General features: G+C 36.4%; 18 protein-coding genes. All 18 read left to right on the top strand.

The features are described from left to right. Positions 1-9: 9 nt before the first annotated feature. Entirely contained in the window at positions 10-804 is a 795-nt protein-coding gene (locus AC6CHV_RS18080) for a citryl-CoA lyase (RefSeq protein ID WP_498079383.1), read from the top strand. A gap of 107 nt (positions 805-911) precedes the next feature. Continuing rightward, on the top strand, positions 912-1991 hold the full coding sequence (locus AC6CHV_RS18075) for a TRAP transporter substrate-binding protein DctP (RefSeq protein ID WP_498079382.1): 1080 nt from the start codon (positions 912-914) through the stop codon (positions 1989-1991). A gap of 114 nt (positions 1992-2105) precedes the next feature. Beyond that, positions 2106-2609 (top strand): TRAP transporter small permease subunit, encoded by a 504-nt coding sequence (locus AC6CHV_RS18070; RefSeq protein WP_498079381.1) that lies wholly within the window; start codon positions 2106-2108, stop codon positions 2607-2609. Between the two features lie 24 nt (positions 2610-2633). Beyond that, the gene (locus tag AC6CHV_RS18065) at positions 2634-3917 is read left to right on the top strand and encodes a TRAP transporter large permease subunit (RefSeq protein WP_498079380.1); all 1284 of its coding nucleotides are present in this window, start codon (positions 2634-2636) and stop codon (positions 3915-3917) included. Between the two features lie 49 nt (positions 3918-3966). After that, on the top strand, positions 3967-5052 hold the full coding sequence (locus AC6CHV_RS18060) for an iron-containing alcohol dehydrogenase (RefSeq protein WP_498079379.1): 1086 nt from the start codon (positions 3967-3969) through the stop codon (positions 5050-5052). A gap of 48 nt (positions 5053-5100) precedes the next feature. Next, positions 5101-5769 (top strand): 3-oxoacid CoA-transferase subunit A, encoded by a 669-nt coding sequence (locus AC6CHV_RS18055; RefSeq protein WP_498079378.1) that lies wholly within the window; start codon positions 5101-5103, stop codon positions 5767-5769. Continuing rightward, positions 5769-6416, top strand: coding sequence for a 3-oxoacid CoA-transferase subunit B (locus tag AC6CHV_RS18050; protein WP_498079377.1), 648 nt, complete (start codon positions 5769-5771; stop codon positions 6414-6416). Before AC6CHV_RS18055 ends, AC6CHV_RS18050 begins: the two co-directional genes overlap by 1 nt. Before the next feature lie 27 nt (positions 6417-6443). Further along, complete coding sequence (gene purB, locus AC6CHV_RS18045) at positions 6444-7811, top strand: adenylosuccinate lyase (RefSeq protein ID WP_498079376.1); 1368 nt, start codon at positions 6444-6446, stop codon at positions 7809-7811. A 76-nt stretch (positions 7812-7887) separates the two neighbouring features. Continuing rightward, complete coding sequence (locus tag AC6CHV_RS18040) at positions 7888-8394, top strand: hotdog fold thioesterase (RefSeq protein ID WP_498079375.1); 507 nt, start codon at positions 7888-7890, stop codon at positions 8392-8394. 21 nt (positions 8395-8415) lie between these two features. Beyond that, complete coding sequence (locus AC6CHV_RS18035) at positions 8416-9606, top strand: acetyl-CoA C-acyltransferase (RefSeq protein ID WP_498079374.1); 1191 nt, start codon at positions 8416-8418, stop codon at positions 9604-9606. A gap of 149 nt (positions 9607-9755) precedes the next feature. After that, a complete protein-coding gene (locus AC6CHV_RS18030) occupies positions 9756-11000 on the top strand; it encodes a hypothetical protein (protein WP_498079373.1) in 1245 nt (414 codons plus the stop codon). Between the two features lie 62 nt (positions 11001-11062). Then, positions 11063-11716, top strand: a complete 654-nt coding sequence (locus AC6CHV_RS18025) for a hypothetical protein (protein WP_498079372.1) — start codon at positions 11063-11065, stop codon at positions 11714-11716. Positions 11717-12141: 425 nt separating this feature from the next. Then, complete coding sequence (locus AC6CHV_RS18020; RefSeq protein ID WP_498079371.1) at positions 12142-12918, top strand: citryl-CoA lyase; 777 nt, start codon at positions 12142-12144, stop codon at positions 12916-12918. A 40-nt stretch (positions 12919-12958) separates the two neighbouring features. Beyond that, complete coding sequence (locus tag AC6CHV_RS18015) at positions 12959-14092, top strand: TRAP transporter substrate-binding protein DctP (RefSeq protein ID WP_498079370.1); 1134 nt, start codon at positions 12959-12961, stop codon at positions 14090-14092. A gap of 111 nt (positions 14093-14203) precedes the next feature. Further along, a complete protein-coding gene (locus AC6CHV_RS18010; RefSeq protein WP_498079369.1) occupies positions 14204-14737 on the top strand; it encodes a TRAP transporter small permease subunit in 534 nt (177 codons plus the stop codon). Continuing rightward, positions 14734-16068 (top strand): TRAP transporter large permease subunit, encoded by a 1335-nt coding sequence (locus AC6CHV_RS18005; RefSeq protein WP_498079368.1) that lies wholly within the window; start codon positions 14734-14736, stop codon positions 16066-16068. Before AC6CHV_RS18010 ends, AC6CHV_RS18005 begins: the two co-directional genes overlap by 4 nt. Before the next feature lie 12 nt (positions 16069-16080). Continuing rightward, positions 16081-16929: a hypothetical protein gene (locus AC6CHV_RS18000; RefSeq protein ID WP_498079367.1), complete on the top strand. Its 849-nt coding sequence runs from the start codon at positions 16081-16083 to the stop codon at positions 16927-16929. 43 nt (positions 16930-16972) lie between these two features. Then, a complete protein-coding gene (locus tag AC6CHV_RS17995; RefSeq protein WP_498079366.1) occupies positions 16973-17812 on the top strand; it encodes a hypothetical protein in 840 nt (279 codons plus the stop codon). Positions 17813-17823: the final 11 nt, after the last annotated feature.

Raw genomic sequence — 17823 nt, 5'->3', positions numbered from 1 at the left:
TGATGGAAAATGAAATTTGAAACAAGTATTGGTGCATCAGAGAAGGACGCAGTATATAATCATGGATTTAATCTAGCAGAAGATTTAATTGGAACTGCTACTCTTGCAGATATGGCCTTCGTAGGTGCAACCCATAGGATGCCAACAAAAAACGAATCAGATATGATAAATGCGGTAATGGTCGCAATTGCTGAACACGGTTTCACCCCTAGCTCTGTATCAACCAGACTTACATACCTAGGTGCTCCTGAATCAGTACAAGGGGCAATCGCTGCTGGGCTCCTCGGTGCAGGGACAGTATACCTTGGAGCGATGGAATATGTTGCAGAAATGGTGCAAAAAGCCGTTCAAAAACATGAAGGAAAATCAATTCCTGAAATTGCAGCACTAACATTAGATGAGTACACTGCTGCTGGTAAAGCATTACCTGGATTTGGACATCCAATCCATAAGCCTAAGGATCCCAGAACCATTAAACTCTATCAATTAGCAGAAGAGTATCAGGTTAAAGGAATTCACCTAGAATTACTTCAGGAAATCAGTAGACAATTTAATGAAAGAAAAGGAAAGGAAATCACAGTAAATGTAGTTGGAGCTATCGGAGCTATCCTCTCTGATATGAATATTCATTATGGAATCGTGAAAACGTTTGGGGTTGGTGCTCGTGCAATTGGATTAATTTCTCATATTACGGAGGAAATCGAGCATGGAAGAAAAAATAGTATTGGCCAACGACTTTTTGAGTACATTGAGGAAAATACAGATTATCAGCCTCGCGAACAAACTAGCTTAAAAAACAGATAACTAGCTAGATTCATATTATTTGGGGGTGGTTATTTCAAGCGATAAATAGGAAATTTCACCATTCAATTTTAGAAATTACATTTACATTAAAAAAGGGAGTTGAAAAAATGTTAAAAAAATTAAAGGTTATTGCAATTCTGTCTTGTATCTTATTACTATTCGCCGCTTGTTCTTCAGGACAACAATCAGCTAAGGAAGGCGATGAAGGATCTAGCTCAAACGAAAAATCAGGTGAAAAAATCACGTTAAAATTAGCTACTATACAACCAGAGACACATACGTTGACACAAAATTTCTTTAAACCTTTCATGGAAAGAGTTGAAGAATTAACAGATGGTCAAGTTGAATTTGAATTTTATCCAGCTGAGCAACTAGGAAAAGCAGCTGACTATCTTGACCTAACAAGAGATGGCGTTATGGACGTTGCTTACTATCTCTCAACATATTATCCAAGTAACATGCCAATCAATGCAAATATGTTCGGATTACCAGGTATGTATCAATCGGCCGAAGATGGTGTAGCATTACATACGATTTCTCAACAAGAACCAATGCTGACAATTGACTACTTAAATAATGGTGTTAGACCAGTTGCAAACTTTTTAGTTTCTCCTTATCAATTTTTTACAACTGGTAAAGAAGTTAGAGTACCTGAAGATTTGAAAGGTGAAAAAGTTAGAGCACCTGGTGGAATCGCTACAAAAGCAATTGAAGCTCTTGGTGCAACTCCAGTAAGTACATCATCAACGGAAGTTTATGAAGCTGTTGAACGTGGTGTTATTGATGTTGTTAACTGGTATGGCCAAGGTGTACGCGATTATGGGGTAAGTGAATTAATCAAGTACGGAATTCAAAATGTTAATTTTGGTGGACTTTCAGGCGGTCTTGTAATCAATGAGCAGGTCTATCAAAGCTTTCCACAAAACGTAAAAGATGCATTTAAACAAGCTGGTGATGAAGTTTCCGCAAGCTTTGCAAAGATTTATGAAGAAGATGAAGTAGCAGTTTTCGAAGAGTTTAAGGCTACTGGAAATATTAAAGTAGTTGAGTTATCAGAATATGAATTGGCTAAGTGGGAAAAATTTTATGAAGAATTTACTGAACCAGCAATTAATGAACTAAAAGATGTTGATAAACTGAAAGAAGCTATTGATCAGTTTAATACTGAGCTTGAAAAAATACGATAATTGTAAGGTAATATGAATGTTTGAAAATTGATTTAACACTTGATGGAAGTGCCACTTCCGATATACCAATATACCGGACGTGGCATTTTCATTATATATGAAGGGAGTGGAATAATGGAATTTTTAAATAAATGGCTTAATCGAATTGATACGTATTTGAATTATATTTCAGCTGCAGCAATTTTTGTCATGATGCTATTAATTGTTCTCGATGTCGCTTTACGTGCAGCATTCAATAAACCATTAGTGGGTGTTCTCGAATTCACTGGTGAATATTTACTTGTCACAATTGTATTCTTTGGTATTAGCTATGCGTACCTTCATAAAGAGCACGTACGAGTAGAAATAATAGTAGATCGTTTGTCAAAGTCTGTTCAAAGAATTCTTCAATTAATTTCAAATGTGATTGGAATCGTTGTCATCGCTGCATTAGGTGTGACAAACTTTCAAAAAGGGTTAGATATGTTCGAAAGGGATATACGTTCAGTAAGTCTACTGGAGTACCCATTAGCACCAGCCTACATGATTATTACGGTCGGCATTGCAATGCTAATCATTCGTTTACTTTTTGAAACCCTAACTATTCTCTTAGAAATGAAGGGAAGTAAATCACATTAATAATGTTGGAAGTGAGGTGACCTTATGGTTGCAGGAGTTTTTATTCTATTATTACTAGTTTTACTTTTTATTGGAATGCCAATTGGATTTGTATTGTTAGCTGTTGGAGCGTTAGGATTGATTTATCAATCCGGACTAGACACTGCTTTAGGTATTTTATCCGCAACAGCATTTAGTAGTGTTAATAGTTTTACCTTTAGTACGATTCCATTGTTTATATTGATGGCACATTTTATTTCGAAAAGTAATATTGCTGCCGAGTTATTTGAAAGCATTATTAAATGGGTAGGCCATAAACCTGGTGGACCAGGAATGGCAACCGTCTTAGCAGCGGCTGGATTTGGAACTTTATCTGGTTCAAGTGTTGCAGGAACTGCAGTAATGTCTCAAATAGCCGTACCTCAAATGGTGAAAGCCAAATATTCCCCTTCACTCGCTTCAGGTCTTGTTGCGTCAAGTACGGGTACATTGGCTGCTCTGATACCGCCGAGTATCCCTTTAATTTTGTACGGAATTCAAACTGATAATTCAATCGGAAAACTGCTTATAGCGGGTGTTGTACCTGGTATAATCGTAGCTTTCTTGTATTGTATGTACATTGTATTTGTTGGAATTAGAGATAATACAAAAGGTGAAAGATATTCTTGGGGTGAAAGGTTTCGCTCGTTGAAGAATATTTGGCCGGTTGTACTACTGGTGGTCATAATCGTAACTGTAATCTACATGGGAATTGGTACTGCAACAGAGGCTGCAGCATTTGGTGCCTTCGGGGCTCTATTAATTGGCATCTTTATGAAACGATTAAATTTCAAAACAGTAGTAGATTCTTTGGTTGAAACAACGAAACAAACTGCAATGATTTTTACTATTATAATTGGTGCTCACGTTTTTGCCTATTTTATCGCCGTTACAAGAATTGGTAATCAGTTAATTACTGCAATTGAACAAAGTGGATTGCCAGCATGGGGAGTATTAATTTTAGTTATTTTTCTTTATCTAGCAATTGGTATGTTTGTAGACTTAGTTGGAGCAATGCTGTTAACGCTTCCACTTATTTACCCATTAATGATGGGATTTGGATTTGATCCAATATGGTTTGGAATAATAGTGGTACTGCTATTAGAAATAGGGTTAGTTACTCCACCGGTAGGATTGAACCTATTTATTGCAAGTAATTCATCTGGGGTACCAGTTAAAAAAGTATTCTTTGGAACGCTACCGTTTATTGGAATATTGTTATTTACCATATTACTTTTTGTTCTCTTCCCACAACTAGTATTATTTTTACCAAATGGAGCGGGATCGTAATCTAGAAATCTATGAATACTTTCATAGCTGACAAAAAGGAGATATAAGAATGAAAGAATTTATTTATCATGCACAACCAAGCAAAGTGTATTTTGGTGCGGGTGTTGTTAATAAGGTTGAAGAATGCGTTAATGATTTAGGCTTAAAGAATTTTCTTATTATTACCACTCCTGGTCAAAGTGGCAAAGCAATTGCAGAAAAGATTTCGAATGAACTTGGTGATCGCTGCTTTGGAGTCTATCCAAAAGCAATCCAGCATGTGCCAAATGAAATAGTCTCAGAAGCCTTAACGTTTTTACAAGATAAAGAGATTGATGGTTTAATTTCAATCGGAGGTGGCTCATCTGTTGGATTAGCAAAAGCGATTGCACTAAATACAAATCTACCAATCATTGCGATTCCGACAAACTACTCGGGCTCAGAATTGACCCATGTGTGGGGGATAACAACGGATGGAGTTAAAACTACTGGTCGTAATCCAATTGTCAAACCTAAAGTTGTCTTATTTGATCCGGATTTAACAATGCATATGCCAATTAAACTAACTGTGGTAAGTGCAATTAACGCCATGGCCCATTGTGTAGAAGCTCTTTATTCTGAAGATTCAAATCCAATTTCATCTATCATGGCCGAAGAAGGAATCAGAGCTATTGCAGAGGGTCTACCAAAGTTATATGAGAATCCACTGGATATTGAAGCACGTACACAGGTGCTATATGGTGCATGGCTTTCAGGAACGGTGCTAGATACTGTGCCAATGGGTGTGCATCATCGTATTTGCCATACGCTTGGTGGAACATGTAATCTATCGCATGCAGATACACATACAATGATCCTTCCCTATGCGATTGCTTACATTAAGGATCATGCGCCTGAAGCAATAAAGGCAATTGCTCGAGCGATAGGGACTGAAAGTGATGATGTTGCTGGATTCCTATTTGATTCTATCCAAGACCTAGGTGGACCCAAATCACTTAAGGAACTTGATTTGAAAGAAGAGGATATAAAGAAAGCAGCTGCGGTTGCATGCAGAAAACCATTAACCTATCCCCGTCCTATAGATGAGGAGTCAATTGAGAATCTAATTCGCAATGCTTTCTTAGGTAAGCGACCATCACGGGAAATGGTCTATTAAAGTAAAAATGGGCTATCAAAAAAATAAGAGCTGGGGGATATCGGGAGAATGATTAATAAAGTTGCCAATTCAATTGAAGAGGTTATAAGTACGATTGAAAATGGAAGTACAATTATGTTTGGTGGTTTTGGTGGTGCAGGAGTACCTTACGAATTAATTAATGGATTATTAAATCAAGGTGCTAAAGATTTAATCGCTGTAAGTAATAACCCAGGATATCATTACGAAGGAATTGCTGCACTAATTGAAAATGACCGTATTGCTAAAATTATGTGTTCATTCCCTATTTCTAAAGATAGTTATGTATTTTTGGAGAAATTCAAGGAGAGAAAGATTGATTTAGAGTTAATCCCTCAAGGGACGCTGGCAGAGCGATTACGAGCAGGTGGTTCAGGAATTGAAGCCTTTTATACTCCAACTGGCGTAGGTACAGAAATTTCCGAAGGAAAGGAAGAAAGAGTCATCGACGGTGTTCCATGTGTTTTGGAGAAAGCTATCAAAGGTGATTATGCTTTTGTAAAAGCGAAAAAGGCAGATCGATGGGGAAATCTTGTTTACAATAAGTCGGGTCGTAACTTTAATCCTTTAATGGCTATGGCTGGAAAAATAACCATTGCAGAAGTGGATGAAATTGTTGAGGTAGGGGAATTAGATCCAGAATGTATAGTAACACCCGGAATATTTGTTCAACATGTTGTGAAAAGGAGAGGATTGTAATGTCGAACAGCTTGAATGTTAGGGAACAAATTGCAAAACGAATAGCACAGGACCTCCACGAAGGATTTGTTGTCAACTTGGGTATCGGTATTCCGGTTTTGGTAAGTAACTTTGTATCTAAGGATAAAGAAATTATTTACCACAGTGAGCAAGGCGTTTTGGGTATGGGATCTGTAGCATCTGAGGAAGAAGCAGATCCTGATCTAGTAAATGCGTCTAAAGAGCCCGTAACCCTTGTTCCGGGTGGAAGCTTCTGTCACTCAGCAGATTCTTTTGCTATGACGAGAGGTAAGCATATTGATGTTGCGATTTTAGGTGGAATGCAGGTTTCAGAAAAAGGTGACCTAGCTAACTGGAAAGTAAAAGGTGCTAAACTGGGGAGCATTGGTGGGGCGATGGATATTTCAATCGGCGCAAAGAAGCTTTTTATTGCAATGACACATACAACGAAAGATGGCCAACCCAAAATTGTTAATGAGTTAGACTATGCAGTAACTGCGTTAAATTGTGTTGACCGAATATATACGGATATGGCTGTAATTGACGTAACTCAAGATGGCCTAATTTTAAGAGAGGTTAGTCCTGGTTACACAGTAGAAGATGTACAGAATGCGACAGAGCCTAAGCTTATTGTTTCGCTACAATAAAATTGTCACGTTGGAAGAAGGGGTAAGATGAGGAATCATATTCTAAGCTCAGTAATATTTCAGGATATAGTATCTACTAATGAAATGCGGAACGTATTTTCTGAAGAAACAATGGTACAAAAATGGATTGATGTTGAAGTTGCCCTTGCTCTAACACAGGCAGAATTAGGGATTATTCCTAGAAATGCAGCAATTGAAATTAAAGATAAAGGGAATGTAAAATACTTTAATCTTGAAAATATAAAAAAAGGTGTCGATACAACTTGGCATCCTTTACTCCCGTTTATTAGAGAATATAAGGCACTTTGCCAAGGAGATAGTGGTGAATATATTCATTGGGGTGCAACCACTCAAGATATCATTGATACAGGACTCATATTACAAATTAAGGAAGCAATGAATATTGTTGAAAAAGAATTGAAAAGCATCGAATCCATTTTATGTGATTTAGCAGAGAAATATAAAAATACGATTATGCCTGGCAGGACTCATGGTCAGCATGCTCTACCTATTACATTTGGTTATAAAGTGGCTGTTTGGGCCGATGAAATAAATAGACATTTAGAGAGAATTACTCAAATGAAGAGTCGTATATTTGCAGGCAATCTAACGGGTGCAGTTGGAACTTTAGCGTCTATGGGTAATCAAGGACAAGAAGTTCTCGATGCGGTAATGAAAAAATTAGACCTACTAACCCCAACGATTTCATGGCATGTTGCGCGAGACCGGATAGCAGATATTACGGTAATACTAGGGATGGTAGGAGCTACGATTGGAAAGATTGCAAAAGAAATCATTAATTTACAAAAGACAGAAATCAATGAGCTAGAAGAACCCTTTGAATTTGGAAAAGTGGGTAGTAGCACAATGCCTCAAAAAAGAAACCCTATGGCAAGTGAGTTTGTCTTGGGTAATAGCTTGTTACTGAGACAAAGAGCTGCCTTTGGAATCGAATATATGGTACAGGAACACGAACGTGATATGGGACCATGGACGGCTGAATGGGAAACAATTTCAGAGATGTTCCAATTATCATCAGGATTACTACATCATATTAAAGGGATTCTTTTAGGACTTAAGGTAAATGAAGACGTGATGGCTGATAATCTAAACAAGTCCAATCAATTGATCATGGCTGAAGCTGTCATGATGAAACTTGCTGAAAAAGTTGGTAGGCAAGAAGCACATGATATTGTTTATAGAATATCCATGAAAACATTTGAGGAGGGCAAGTTGTTTTCTAATGCTTTAAAGGATGATGAAGTTATCAAGAGTGTATTCACGATTGATGATATCGATAAAATCCTAAATCCTATAAATTATGTTGGTCTTTCTCAAAAATTTGTAGAAGGTGTAATTTTTAAAATCAGAGGTTCAATGGAGAAAATTCTTTAGTTTAAAAAAAGTCCTTGTAGTTTATACAAGGACATTTCTATATGAATTATACGAATATGCAGGTAGAGGTGGAACAGTGGAAAAGAATCTAATATGTAGTACAGATGAAGAACGAATACAAACAATAGGAAGAATCGAAGAAATGCTTCATGATTTATCTCCTAGTAAACTTGTACATCTGGAAAATGTATTAAAGAGGGAAAAAGAAAAGTTTCCATATATGCACTATATAGGTAAATGGTTAGGAATATCAGAAAGAGAAGATGGCATGATCATGGAACTTGGTCCTCAAAATGATAATACATCTGGGGTTGCTCACGGTGGAGCATTATATTCATTAGCAGACACTGCCATCGGGTTTGCGATTCGTAAGCAACTACCTCCAGATAAGGCTGTTTTTACACTCGAAATGAAAATGACTTACATTAAAAAAGGTGAGGGTGAAAAATTAACCGCAAAACCAACTATATTACAGTTTGGTAATAGGATCGTATATTCTGAATGTACAATATTTGATGATGAAGGAGACACAGTTGCAAAAGCAAATGGGACCTTTTATATAACTAAAAAAAGTAGTAAATAAATTAGAAATGTGGTGAATGAAGTGAAAGAAACATATATTGTGGATTCTGTTCGAACCGCTGTTGGGAAAATGGGTGGAACATTAAAGGATGTAACCGTTGATTTATTGGCTGAAAAAGTGATTCGAGAAATCTTATTGAGAACTAATCCTGCTATTGAAGTTGATGAAGTTATTTTAGGGCAGGCCAAACAAAGTGCTGACACATCAAATTTAGCTAGGTTGGCAGCATTACGCGCTGATCTACCAGTGGAAGTTGCTGGGTATACAGTACACCGACAATGTGGGTCTGGCTTGCAAGCCATTAATAATGCGGATATGCAAATTAAGCTTGGGGTTTCGGATGTTATCATTGCAGGAGGTGCAGAAAGTATGAGTACTGCCCCTTATTACATAAGAGATGCTCGGTTCGGTTACAGAGCAGGAAATGGACTATTGTTAGATCCCAACACAGAAAGCCAACCCTCCTCACAGCCTCGTGAAAAGTATGGCGAACTTACGATGGGACTAACAGCTGAGAATCTTGCGGAAAAATATCATATTACTCGTAATGAACAGGATCAATTCGCCCATAGAAGTCAGGAATTAGCAAATAATGCGATTGAGTCTGGCCGTTTTGATAACGAAATAGTTCCAATTGAAATTAGGAATAAAAAGGAGATAATATCTTTTAAAGAAGATGAACATCCATTCCTTAGCTCTGTAGAAAAACTTGCAAGATTACGACCGGTCTTTAAAGAAAATGGTACGGTAACAGCAGGAAATTCTAGTGGTCGGAATGATGGTGCTGCAGCATTAATGTTAATGAATGAACAAAAATTAAAGGAATATGACTTAAAGCCAAAAGCAAAGATTATTTCACATGCCGTTAGTGGTGTATCACCAGAAATTATGGGGATTGGTCCAGTTACCTCAACATTTAAAGCATTAAAAAATAGTAGATTGAAGATAGAGGATATTGGATTAATAGAACTTAATGAAGCCTTTGCAGCACAAGCATTATCCGTTATAAAGGAAACCAATATGGATTTAAACAAGGTAAATGTAAACGGGGGTGCAATTGCATTAGGTCATCCTATTGGAGCAACTGGTGCTATTTTAATGACTAAACTGTTACACGAAATGGAAAAACGCGGAGAAAAATATGGATTGGTTACATTATGTATTGGTGGTGGACAGGGGATATCAACTATTATTGAGCTTTTAGAACAATAGTATTCTTTCTATATATAAGAATATGATGATTTCCTTACCTTTCAATAGAAAGCTGGGGTTATATGTTTCACTTTTGTATGGTAATATCCATGTGCTTATTGTACATACTTTCAAATATTTTCAAAATCTCTATTATTAATCAGGGTTTTATGATTAGTTGTATTATTGTTTTTTTTATTGCGTTTTTTAATTTAGACAAGAGAGGGAAAGTATTTACAGGAACATTATTTACTCTCGGTTTTTTGATTCATTTTTATTATGGATATACCGGTTTAGGACTTTTCAATGGAATCTCACAAAATATGGCAATCTTAGCTATTGTGTTGCTTGCTCCTTTATTATCAATTCCATTAAAACTAGAAGGAGTTACTAAGTTTGTTGTTTCTGGGTTGAATAGACTTAAAGATGATAGTCGAAAGCTATACTATAGTGTCACTAGTTTCATGCTTATTCTTTCTCCAATCCTAAATGTAGGTTCAATCCGTATGGTAAACGAATTTGTAACGGACCTACATGTAAAACAAAAACTGCTATCAAATGCCTATTTCGGTGGAATATCACCAACTTTTATTTGGTCACCATTTTTCGCGTCTCTCGGGATTATTTTATATTATACTGGTCTCACCTATCTTGAGTATTTTCCAGTTGGGATTATCTTTGTGCTATTACAAGTTATAGTTGCCTTTTTGTTAGTGGGACCAATAAGAAAAAGAACGACCGCTTTAAAAATTGAAAGGAAGAAGAATCAAGGATTTAGCCCGTTTTATCTGCTAATTATCTACGTTTTTTTACTAGTTTGTATTCTTATCCTTTTAGAAGAAATAACAAATAAGCCAATGACTTTACTAGTTACAGTTATTTGTATACTTTTACCTATTATTTACACGATTCTGCGAAGAAAATGGTCTGAAATAAAAACAGAAGTGATCCTTTTTAAAAAGCAACTTACGACAAATTCTAATTTTGAAATAGCTTTATTTCTGAGTGCAGGATTACTGGGAAATGCACTACTTAGTACAAAATTAGATGGTGTACTAAAAAGTATAATACTATGGTCTTCTGAGATTTCGATTATGCTCCTGTTTTTCTTAGTTATTTGCTTTGTAACATTAATGTCTATTATGGGAATTCACCAAATAGTGGTCATTCCCATCATATTAACGTTATTAATATCTCCAGATGTTAACATTGGTCTGTTTGTATCTGCATTTATGTGCATCTTTACTTGGATGCTTTCAGCTTCATTAAGTCCTTTGAATGTATTGAATGTCATTATTAGTAGATGTGTTAAAACAAATGGTGTAAGAGTAGCGTATCACTGGAACGGTAAGTATTTCTTATCAATTACCATATTAGCATTCGTCTATGTTTTCGTTTTGGATATTTTAGACTAGCGTATGTACGCTGCTACCTTAATTGTTGTTCTTGAGTCATATCATATAAGGAGGATATGTTTATGAAAGTTGGTCTAATCTCGGCAACAAAGGTATCACTCGAACCAATTGAGAGTGCGTTTCATAAAGAATCTCCTGAAATAGAGGTCTTTCATTATCTGGATTCTAGTTTGCTGCCCATGCTAAAGGATGAGGGATATCTCTCCCCGAAAATTATGAAGCGCTTTATTCGACTCATTGACTCCGCTGTGGATTCTGAGGTTGATGTGATCCTACTTACTTGTTCAGCATTTAATGATTTAGTAGAAATCTTAAAACCACTTTATCAAACACGAATCTTTCGTTCCGATGAAGCAGTGTTAGATAGCGCTCTTGCATATGAGCGCATCGGCCTCTTATCGACTGTTCATGAAACATCAATCGTATTGATGAATTATTTAAAGAAAAAGAACCCAAATGTATCCGTAGTACCATTGGTTGAAGATGGCCTAATCTTCTATTTAAATCAGGGCATGAAAAAAGAACATGACGAAAGAGTAATAGAAATGATTACTGAAATTAGTAAAGAAGTAGATGCTGTCGTTTTAACACAATTTAGCATGGAGCACGTAGCAGACCAAGTCAATTGTAATATTCCAATATTAACTGCTCCACGTTTGGCAGCCAAAAGATGCATAGATTATATAACGGAATTGCATAAGCAAGAAACATCATGATGACTAAAGAAGGTCCGCCTCAAAACACTAATTGAGGTGGACCTTCTAATATAATTTGCCACTGTCATTTTATCCACTAACTCATTTTTAGAATCCAATTTAAAAATTTCTTTTTAATTAAACAAAACAAAACTATACAGAATCCTCTATAAAATAATAAATCCGGGCATAATTTTTTGATAGCTGAATGAATGAACCTTTTGTATCATCGGAAAAAGAATTTTCACTAATTCCTATCCTTACAAATATATTTTATTGCAAAAGTTCATAATTATATTAGGAAAACTTAGAATAATTTGACAAATTAAATAATTCGTGATAAATTACCTATAAATAAATCGGGACACACGTTCAGATATCGGGACACTTAAAAATGATTGCGTAATCCCGAATTATGTGTATTTACAATAATAAGGGGGATGAAAATGGAGTTTGAAACTAGAACAGCCATTTCCACAAAAGATAAAATTACAGTCTATGGTTATGACTTAACGGAAGAGTTAGTTGGAAAAATCAACCTCGCTGATATGATTTTTTTAGGGGTAAAAAATCGTAAGCCATCGGAAAATGAATCGATTATGTTGAATGCAGTCATGGTCTCTATTTCAGAACATGGTTTTACTCCAAGTTCAATAGCTACTCGATTGACTTATCTAGGAGCACCCGAAGCAACTCAGGCAGCTGTTGCAGCAGGTCTTTTAGGTGCAGGAACTGTATATCTCGGTGCTATGGAGTCTACGGCCAAAATGTTACAAGAGGCTTATTCGAAATATAAGGTGGTTACACCAGATATTAAAGAGATTGCTAGTAAATTATTTTTAGAGATGTCTAGTAAGCGCTTACAAATACCTGGTTTTGGTCATCCAATTCATAGACCCGTTGATCCCCGAACAGTAAAGTTATTTTCTCTTGCAGAAGAGTATGGATTTCGAGGTGCACACATTCAACTATTAGAAGAAGTACATAAATTGTTATGTGAAGATAAAGGAAAGCAAATTACGTTAAATGCAGCAGGAGCTGTTGGTGCTGTTTTGTCAGATATGGATATCGATTGGCGTGTAGTAAAACCAATTATGGTTGCCGCTCGTGCGGTTGGTCTAGTTGGTCATATAACTGAAGAAATGAAATTGGGTAGAAAAGAAAGTGTAGGTCAAAGAGTTTTTGATTATTTTGATGAACATACAACTTATGCAGAATTCTAGTTAAATACAAAAACAATAAAAAATCGAAAGAGGGGACGTTATGAAAAGGTTGAAGTATCAAAGAAATTTATTTCTTGTTGTTGTTTTTTTTGTCTCTATACTTCTTGCTGCATGCAGTGCCGAAAAGGAAACAGGATCACAAACAGGTGACACAGAGAATAATGAAAATGGAAAGGCTGAAACGTTTGAACTAACATTCTCAAGTTACCTAGGTGAAAATTCACCACCAAATCCAGTAGTAGTTTGGTTTATTGAAGAGGTTGAAAAACGAACAGAAGCAAGAGTAAAAATTGAGCCTTTTTGGGCAGGCTCATTACTTGGAGGACCTGATACTTTAGCGGGTTTAAAAGATGGAAGAGCAGATATGGCTTATGTTAATCCTGCAGCTTTCCCTTCAGAGTTGCCATTAACGAATGTAGTTGCCGTACCATTTATTAATGCGAATCCGGAAGTAACTCTAAAAACCTTCTATGATCTGTATCAAAATAATGAAACGTATAAAACTGAGTGGGAGAACCAAGGTGTACATGTGTTAAATTTCTTCCCATTTGGAACTAATGTGATTGGTACACAAGATCCAGTCGATAGTATTGAGTGGTTCGATGGGAAAATGGTGCGTGGGTTAGGATATGTAAATCAAGCATTAGAAGCTGTAGGTGCAAATCCAATTGCCATCGATGCCGCAGAGGTATATGAGGCTTTAAATCGTAAAACCATAGAAGCAGTTTCCGGTATGACATTAGAAGCATATAGCACTCTTAAGTTTCAAGAGGTTGCTCCGCATATTGTAGATACTGGATTGGGAAGTTATATCACTGCAACGATGAGTATAAGAAAAGAAGTTTGGGATAAAATGCCTTCAGATATTCAGCAAATTATTTCGGAAGTAGCGTTAGAAGCACAGGAAAAATCCTTGGAATCTTTAAATGAGTGGCAAGAGAGTAGTGCTAAACAAATTGTTGATGCTGGGGGAACTATAAAAGTATTACCAGAAGATGAGGTACAGAAATGGAAGGATGCTATTGGCGATAAAATTATTAACCAATGGATTAAAGAGAACGAGGAGAAAGGGCTTCCGGCAAAGGATTTCTTTGATCAATATACAGAATTAATTAATAAATATCAAGAAAGCTCTACTTATACATCAGGTGCTGAGAGATGGTCAACTGAGTAATATTTTTTCAGTTAAGGATAAGGATTGTATTCATTTTGGGTTTATTCATAAAATGAAAGATTACAATAAATGATGCAATCCTTTTTCAGTCTAGTAAAGTAGGTGAAATGATTGAGAAAAGGAATTGAAAAGATATCAAAATGGAGTGCTATCTTATCAGCAATACTGATAGGTATTTTAATGTTAAGTACTACATTCGATGTGATAAGTCGCAGTTTAACTAATAAATCACTTAGAGGAGTAGTTGAAATTAGTGATGTATTACTCGTAGCGATTGTTTTTCTAGGAATGGCGTATACTCAACAAACAAAAGCACATGTGAAGATGGAAGTACTTGGGTTTTTGCCGAGGAATCGATTTAGTGCTTTAATGCGTATTATTGGATTGACGGTACTTTGTTTTGTTGCCGTCCTACTAATATATACAACAGGTCAAGGATTTATATCTTCTTTTACTTCAGGTGAATTTCGTACCGGGCTTTTGTCCATACCTCTATGGCCATCAAAATTCTTTATTGTATTTGGGTTTACCCTCTTTTTTTTCATAGTCTTATATGAACTTATTGATACGATTAAGAACATTTTTACAGATATAAAGCGTGATAAGTCTGACTCTACTAAAGAAGGGGGGATATCAGCAAAATGACTTCTGGATTTATCGTTGCATTAGTAATTATTCTTTTATTTGTGCTTTTATTTTTTGATATTCCCATTGCTTTTGCATTGTTGGCAAGTGGTTTGGTAGGTATTGTTTTATTAAAGGATTGGGATGTTGCCGCCGGAGCATTAGCGAATATACCATTTCAATCAACAGCAAAATATACACTAATTGTGATCCCCTTATTTCTCTTCATGGGACTCTTAGCTCAACATGGACGAATTGCAGAGGATGTTTTTAATTTTGCTCATCGATTTTTACGTAAATTGCCAGGAAGCCTTGGGATAGCTACTGTCGCAGCTTGTGCTGGTTTTGCAGCTGTATCCGGATCAAGTGTAGCTACTGCGGCAACAGTTGGCAAACTGACAATAGGGGAAATGAGAAAGCATGGGTATAATGCAACGTTTGCCACAGGAATTGTTGGTGCTGCCGGTACATTGGGAATTCTTATTCCTCCTAGTCTAGTATTAATAATTTATGGAACAATTACAAATGAATCAATTGGCAAACTACTATTAGCAGGTATTATTCCTGGACTTTTAACAGCAGCTATTTTTATGATTGCCATAGTTATAATTGCTCGATTTAGGCCTAGTATGGTGGAGGCACCGCAAGGCAGTTCGTTACAAGGTCTATCTCCCAGCCAACTTAAGAACCAAAGCTATTGGGGAGTTTTGAAAATTGGAATATTGTTTGTGATTGTTATGGGAGGAATTTATAGTGGTATTTTTACAGCAACCGAATCTGCGGCAATCGGTGCTTTGGTAGCTCTTATTATGCTTATCTTACAATATCGGAAACAAAGGAAAGAATTAAGTGAAAAACTAGTCGACTCTCTTTTAGAAACGGCTAAAACCACATGTATGGTTTTTGCTATTTTAGTAGGTGCTAGTTTACTAACCTATTTTTTTACAGTTTCCCTTGTTCCAACTAGATTTGCTGAATGGATAACAGGGTTAGGTGTATCACCTGTTATTACAGTGGCCCTCCTTTTGGTTATTTTTATACCGCTCGGTATGTTCCTAGATGGTATGTCCATTTTATTGATTACAATTCCATTAGTTTATCCGGTAGTAACCCACTTGGGTTTTGATGGTATATGGTTCGGTATTCTTGCAGTAAAGATGATTGAATTAGGATTGATTACACCACCTTTAGGTGTTAATGCCTTTGTTGTTGCTGGAAGTGCAAAGGATGTATCAATAGTAAGGATATTTAAAGGCTTAGGGTTGTTTATGGTACTTGACCTCATCGTCATTACAATACTTTTTATGTTCCCAGAAATTACAACCTGGCTGCCAAACTTAGCAGATAAATAGAGGAGGATTTATATGTCTAAATGGGGAGAAGAGGTTCAAAAGGTTCAAAAAATCGTTCATGCTTCCGAGGAAGGTAGAATTATCGTTATGGATTCTATCACATGGACGGATGAAAGAAACAATAATGGAGATGTGATGATAGGTGCTTCTTTTGCAGGGATTATTTCCGTTCGATTTCCACTGAGAGTAGTACCAAAGGCAGTAATATGCCATGATGCCGGAATTGGAAAGAATAATGCAGGAATAAATGGACTATTGCTCTTGGAAGGAAAGGGTATTCCTGGAGCTGCTGTTGAAACTATGTCAGCGAGACTTGGCGATGGCCAAAGTATGTATGAAGATGGAGTCATTTCAGTTGTAAATGATCTTGCTAAAGAAATGGGAGTATATCCTGGAATGACGGTAAAAGAGGCAGCTCACATTTTATTGAAGTATAAAAAGGTTATTGAAGAAATACCGAAATATCAAGAAGTTATGTTTGAAAGTGAAAGAGGAAAGATTGTTGCGATGGAAACAGTTACTTTTACGAATGATAGTAATCATTATGATGTTGTATGTGCTGGCTCACACAGTGGGGTTACCTCGGCAGCATACTCGTCAAGATTTTCTCCGCGAGGAGTTATATGTAATGACGGTGGTATGGCAAAAGATAACTCAGGTATTGCAGGTCTTCCTATTTTGGATAGTAAAGGAATCGCTGGAGCGGCAGTTGATTCAATGAGTGCAGAAATAGGAAGTGGAAGGAGTACCTATGAAGATGGAATTATTTCTGCTCGTAACGAAACAGCTAAGCAATGTGGTGTAGAAGTGGGGATGACTGCCAAAGAAGCAGCAATGTTAATGCTTGAAGGGGTTCGATAAGTTTAGGAGTTTATCTAAATACATTGTATGAAGGGTGATTATATTGACAAAGTGGCCTCAACATGTTGTTTATCAATCTAATCGAGGAAAAATCATTTATATGGATTCAATGGGCTACATTGATGAAAGAAACGATGTAACTGATGTATTAATATGTGGTTCACATAGTGCTTCATGTGCGGTTGAATTGGTTTCATGGGTTCGTCCAAGAGGATTAATTGGACATGATGCGGGAATTGGTTTAAGAGATGGCGGTATTTCAGGTTTAAAACTTCTCGAAGAATTGGGTATTCCTGGTGCTGCTTGCGGTGGAGAATTCGCACAAATTGGTAATGGTGAAAGTTTATATCATGAAGGAATAATTACAGCCGTTAATAAACCTGCCAAAGACAAAGGAATAAAATTAGGTATGACTACTAAAGAAGCAGCAATGATCATGTTGGAATGGGTTTATACTTCACCCCCAATAAAGAAATTGCAGAAGATACTTTTAGATTCGGAACATGGAAAAGTAATCGGGATAGATACGATAAAATATGGTGATGAGAATATAAACAATACAGTTATTTGTATGGGTTCCCATGCAGGCGAATCAATGGCAAAATATGTCTTGGATTTAAAGGTGAACTTATATGGAATTATTACAAATGATGTAGGTCTACCTAAGGGAGATTCAGGAATTGCTGGGTTGCCTATCCTTGATAAATACGGTATTCCTGTTGCAACGGTTTCGGTTAATTCAGCAGAGGTCGGAAATGCAGAAAGTACTTATCTAGAAGGAATCATATCAACGGTAAATGAAACTGCTGAAAAAATCGGGGTTAAAAAGGGAATGGATGCATCTGCCGCAGCTAAGATAATGCTAAAAAAGGGAGTTAAATAGTCTTTATATTA

Source organism: Ferdinandcohnia sp. GQ5 (genome assembly GCF_059759275.1).
Note: the sequence above shows the minus strand (reverse complement) of the source record. Positions and strands in the feature narration are given on the sequence as shown.

Excerpts from the sequence above, each read along its gene's own strand:
- AC6CHV_RS18080 (WP_498079383.1), top strand. The coding sequence starts at position 10 with ATGAAATTTGAAACAAGTATTGGTGCATCAGAGAAGGACGCAGTATAT.
- AC6CHV_RS18065 (WP_498079380.1), top strand. The coding sequence starts at position 2,634 with ATGGTTGCAGGAGTTTTTATTCTATTATTACTAGTTTTACTTTTTATT.
- AC6CHV_RS18075 (WP_498079382.1), top strand. The coding sequence starts at position 912 with ATGTTAAAAAAATTAAAGGTTATTGCAATTCTGTCTTGTATCTTATTA.
- AC6CHV_RS18070 (WP_498079381.1), top strand. The coding sequence starts at position 2,106 with ATGGAATTTTTAAATAAATGGCTTAATCGAATTGATACGTATTTGAAT.
- AC6CHV_RS18025 (WP_498079372.1), top strand. The coding sequence starts at position 11,063 with ATGAAAGTTGGTCTAATCTCGGCAACAAAGGTATCACTCGAACCAATT.
- AC6CHV_RS18015 (WP_498079370.1), top strand. The coding sequence starts at position 12,959 with ATGAAAAGGTTGAAGTATCAAAGAAATTTATTTCTTGTTGTTGTTTTT.
- AC6CHV_RS18000 (WP_498079367.1), top strand. The coding sequence starts at position 16,081 with ATGTCTAAATGGGGAGAAGAGGTTCAAAAGGTTCAAAAAATCGTTCAT.
- AC6CHV_RS18060 (WP_498079379.1), top strand. The coding sequence starts at position 3,967 with ATGAAAGAATTTATTTATCATGCACAACCAAGCAAAGTGTATTTTGGT.
- AC6CHV_RS18020 (WP_498079371.1), top strand. The coding sequence starts at position 12,142 with ATGGAGTTTGAAACTAGAACAGCCATTTCCACAAAAGATAAAATTACA.
- AC6CHV_RS18050 (WP_498079377.1), top strand. The coding sequence starts at position 5,769 with ATGTCGAACAGCTTGAATGTTAGGGAACAAATTGCAAAACGAATAGCA.
- AC6CHV_RS18005 (WP_498079368.1), top strand. The coding sequence starts at position 14,734 with ATGACTTCTGGATTTATCGTTGCATTAGTAATTATTCTTTTATTTGTG.
- AC6CHV_RS18055 (WP_498079378.1), top strand. The coding sequence starts at position 5,101 with ATGATTAATAAAGTTGCCAATTCAATTGAAGAGGTTATAAGTACGATT.
- purB (WP_498079376.1), top strand. The coding sequence starts at position 6,444 with ATGAGGAATCATATTCTAAGCTCAGTAATATTTCAGGATATAGTATCT.
- AC6CHV_RS18030 (WP_498079373.1), top strand. The coding sequence starts at position 9,756 with ATGATTAGTTGTATTATTGTTTTTTTTATTGCGTTTTTTAATTTAGAC.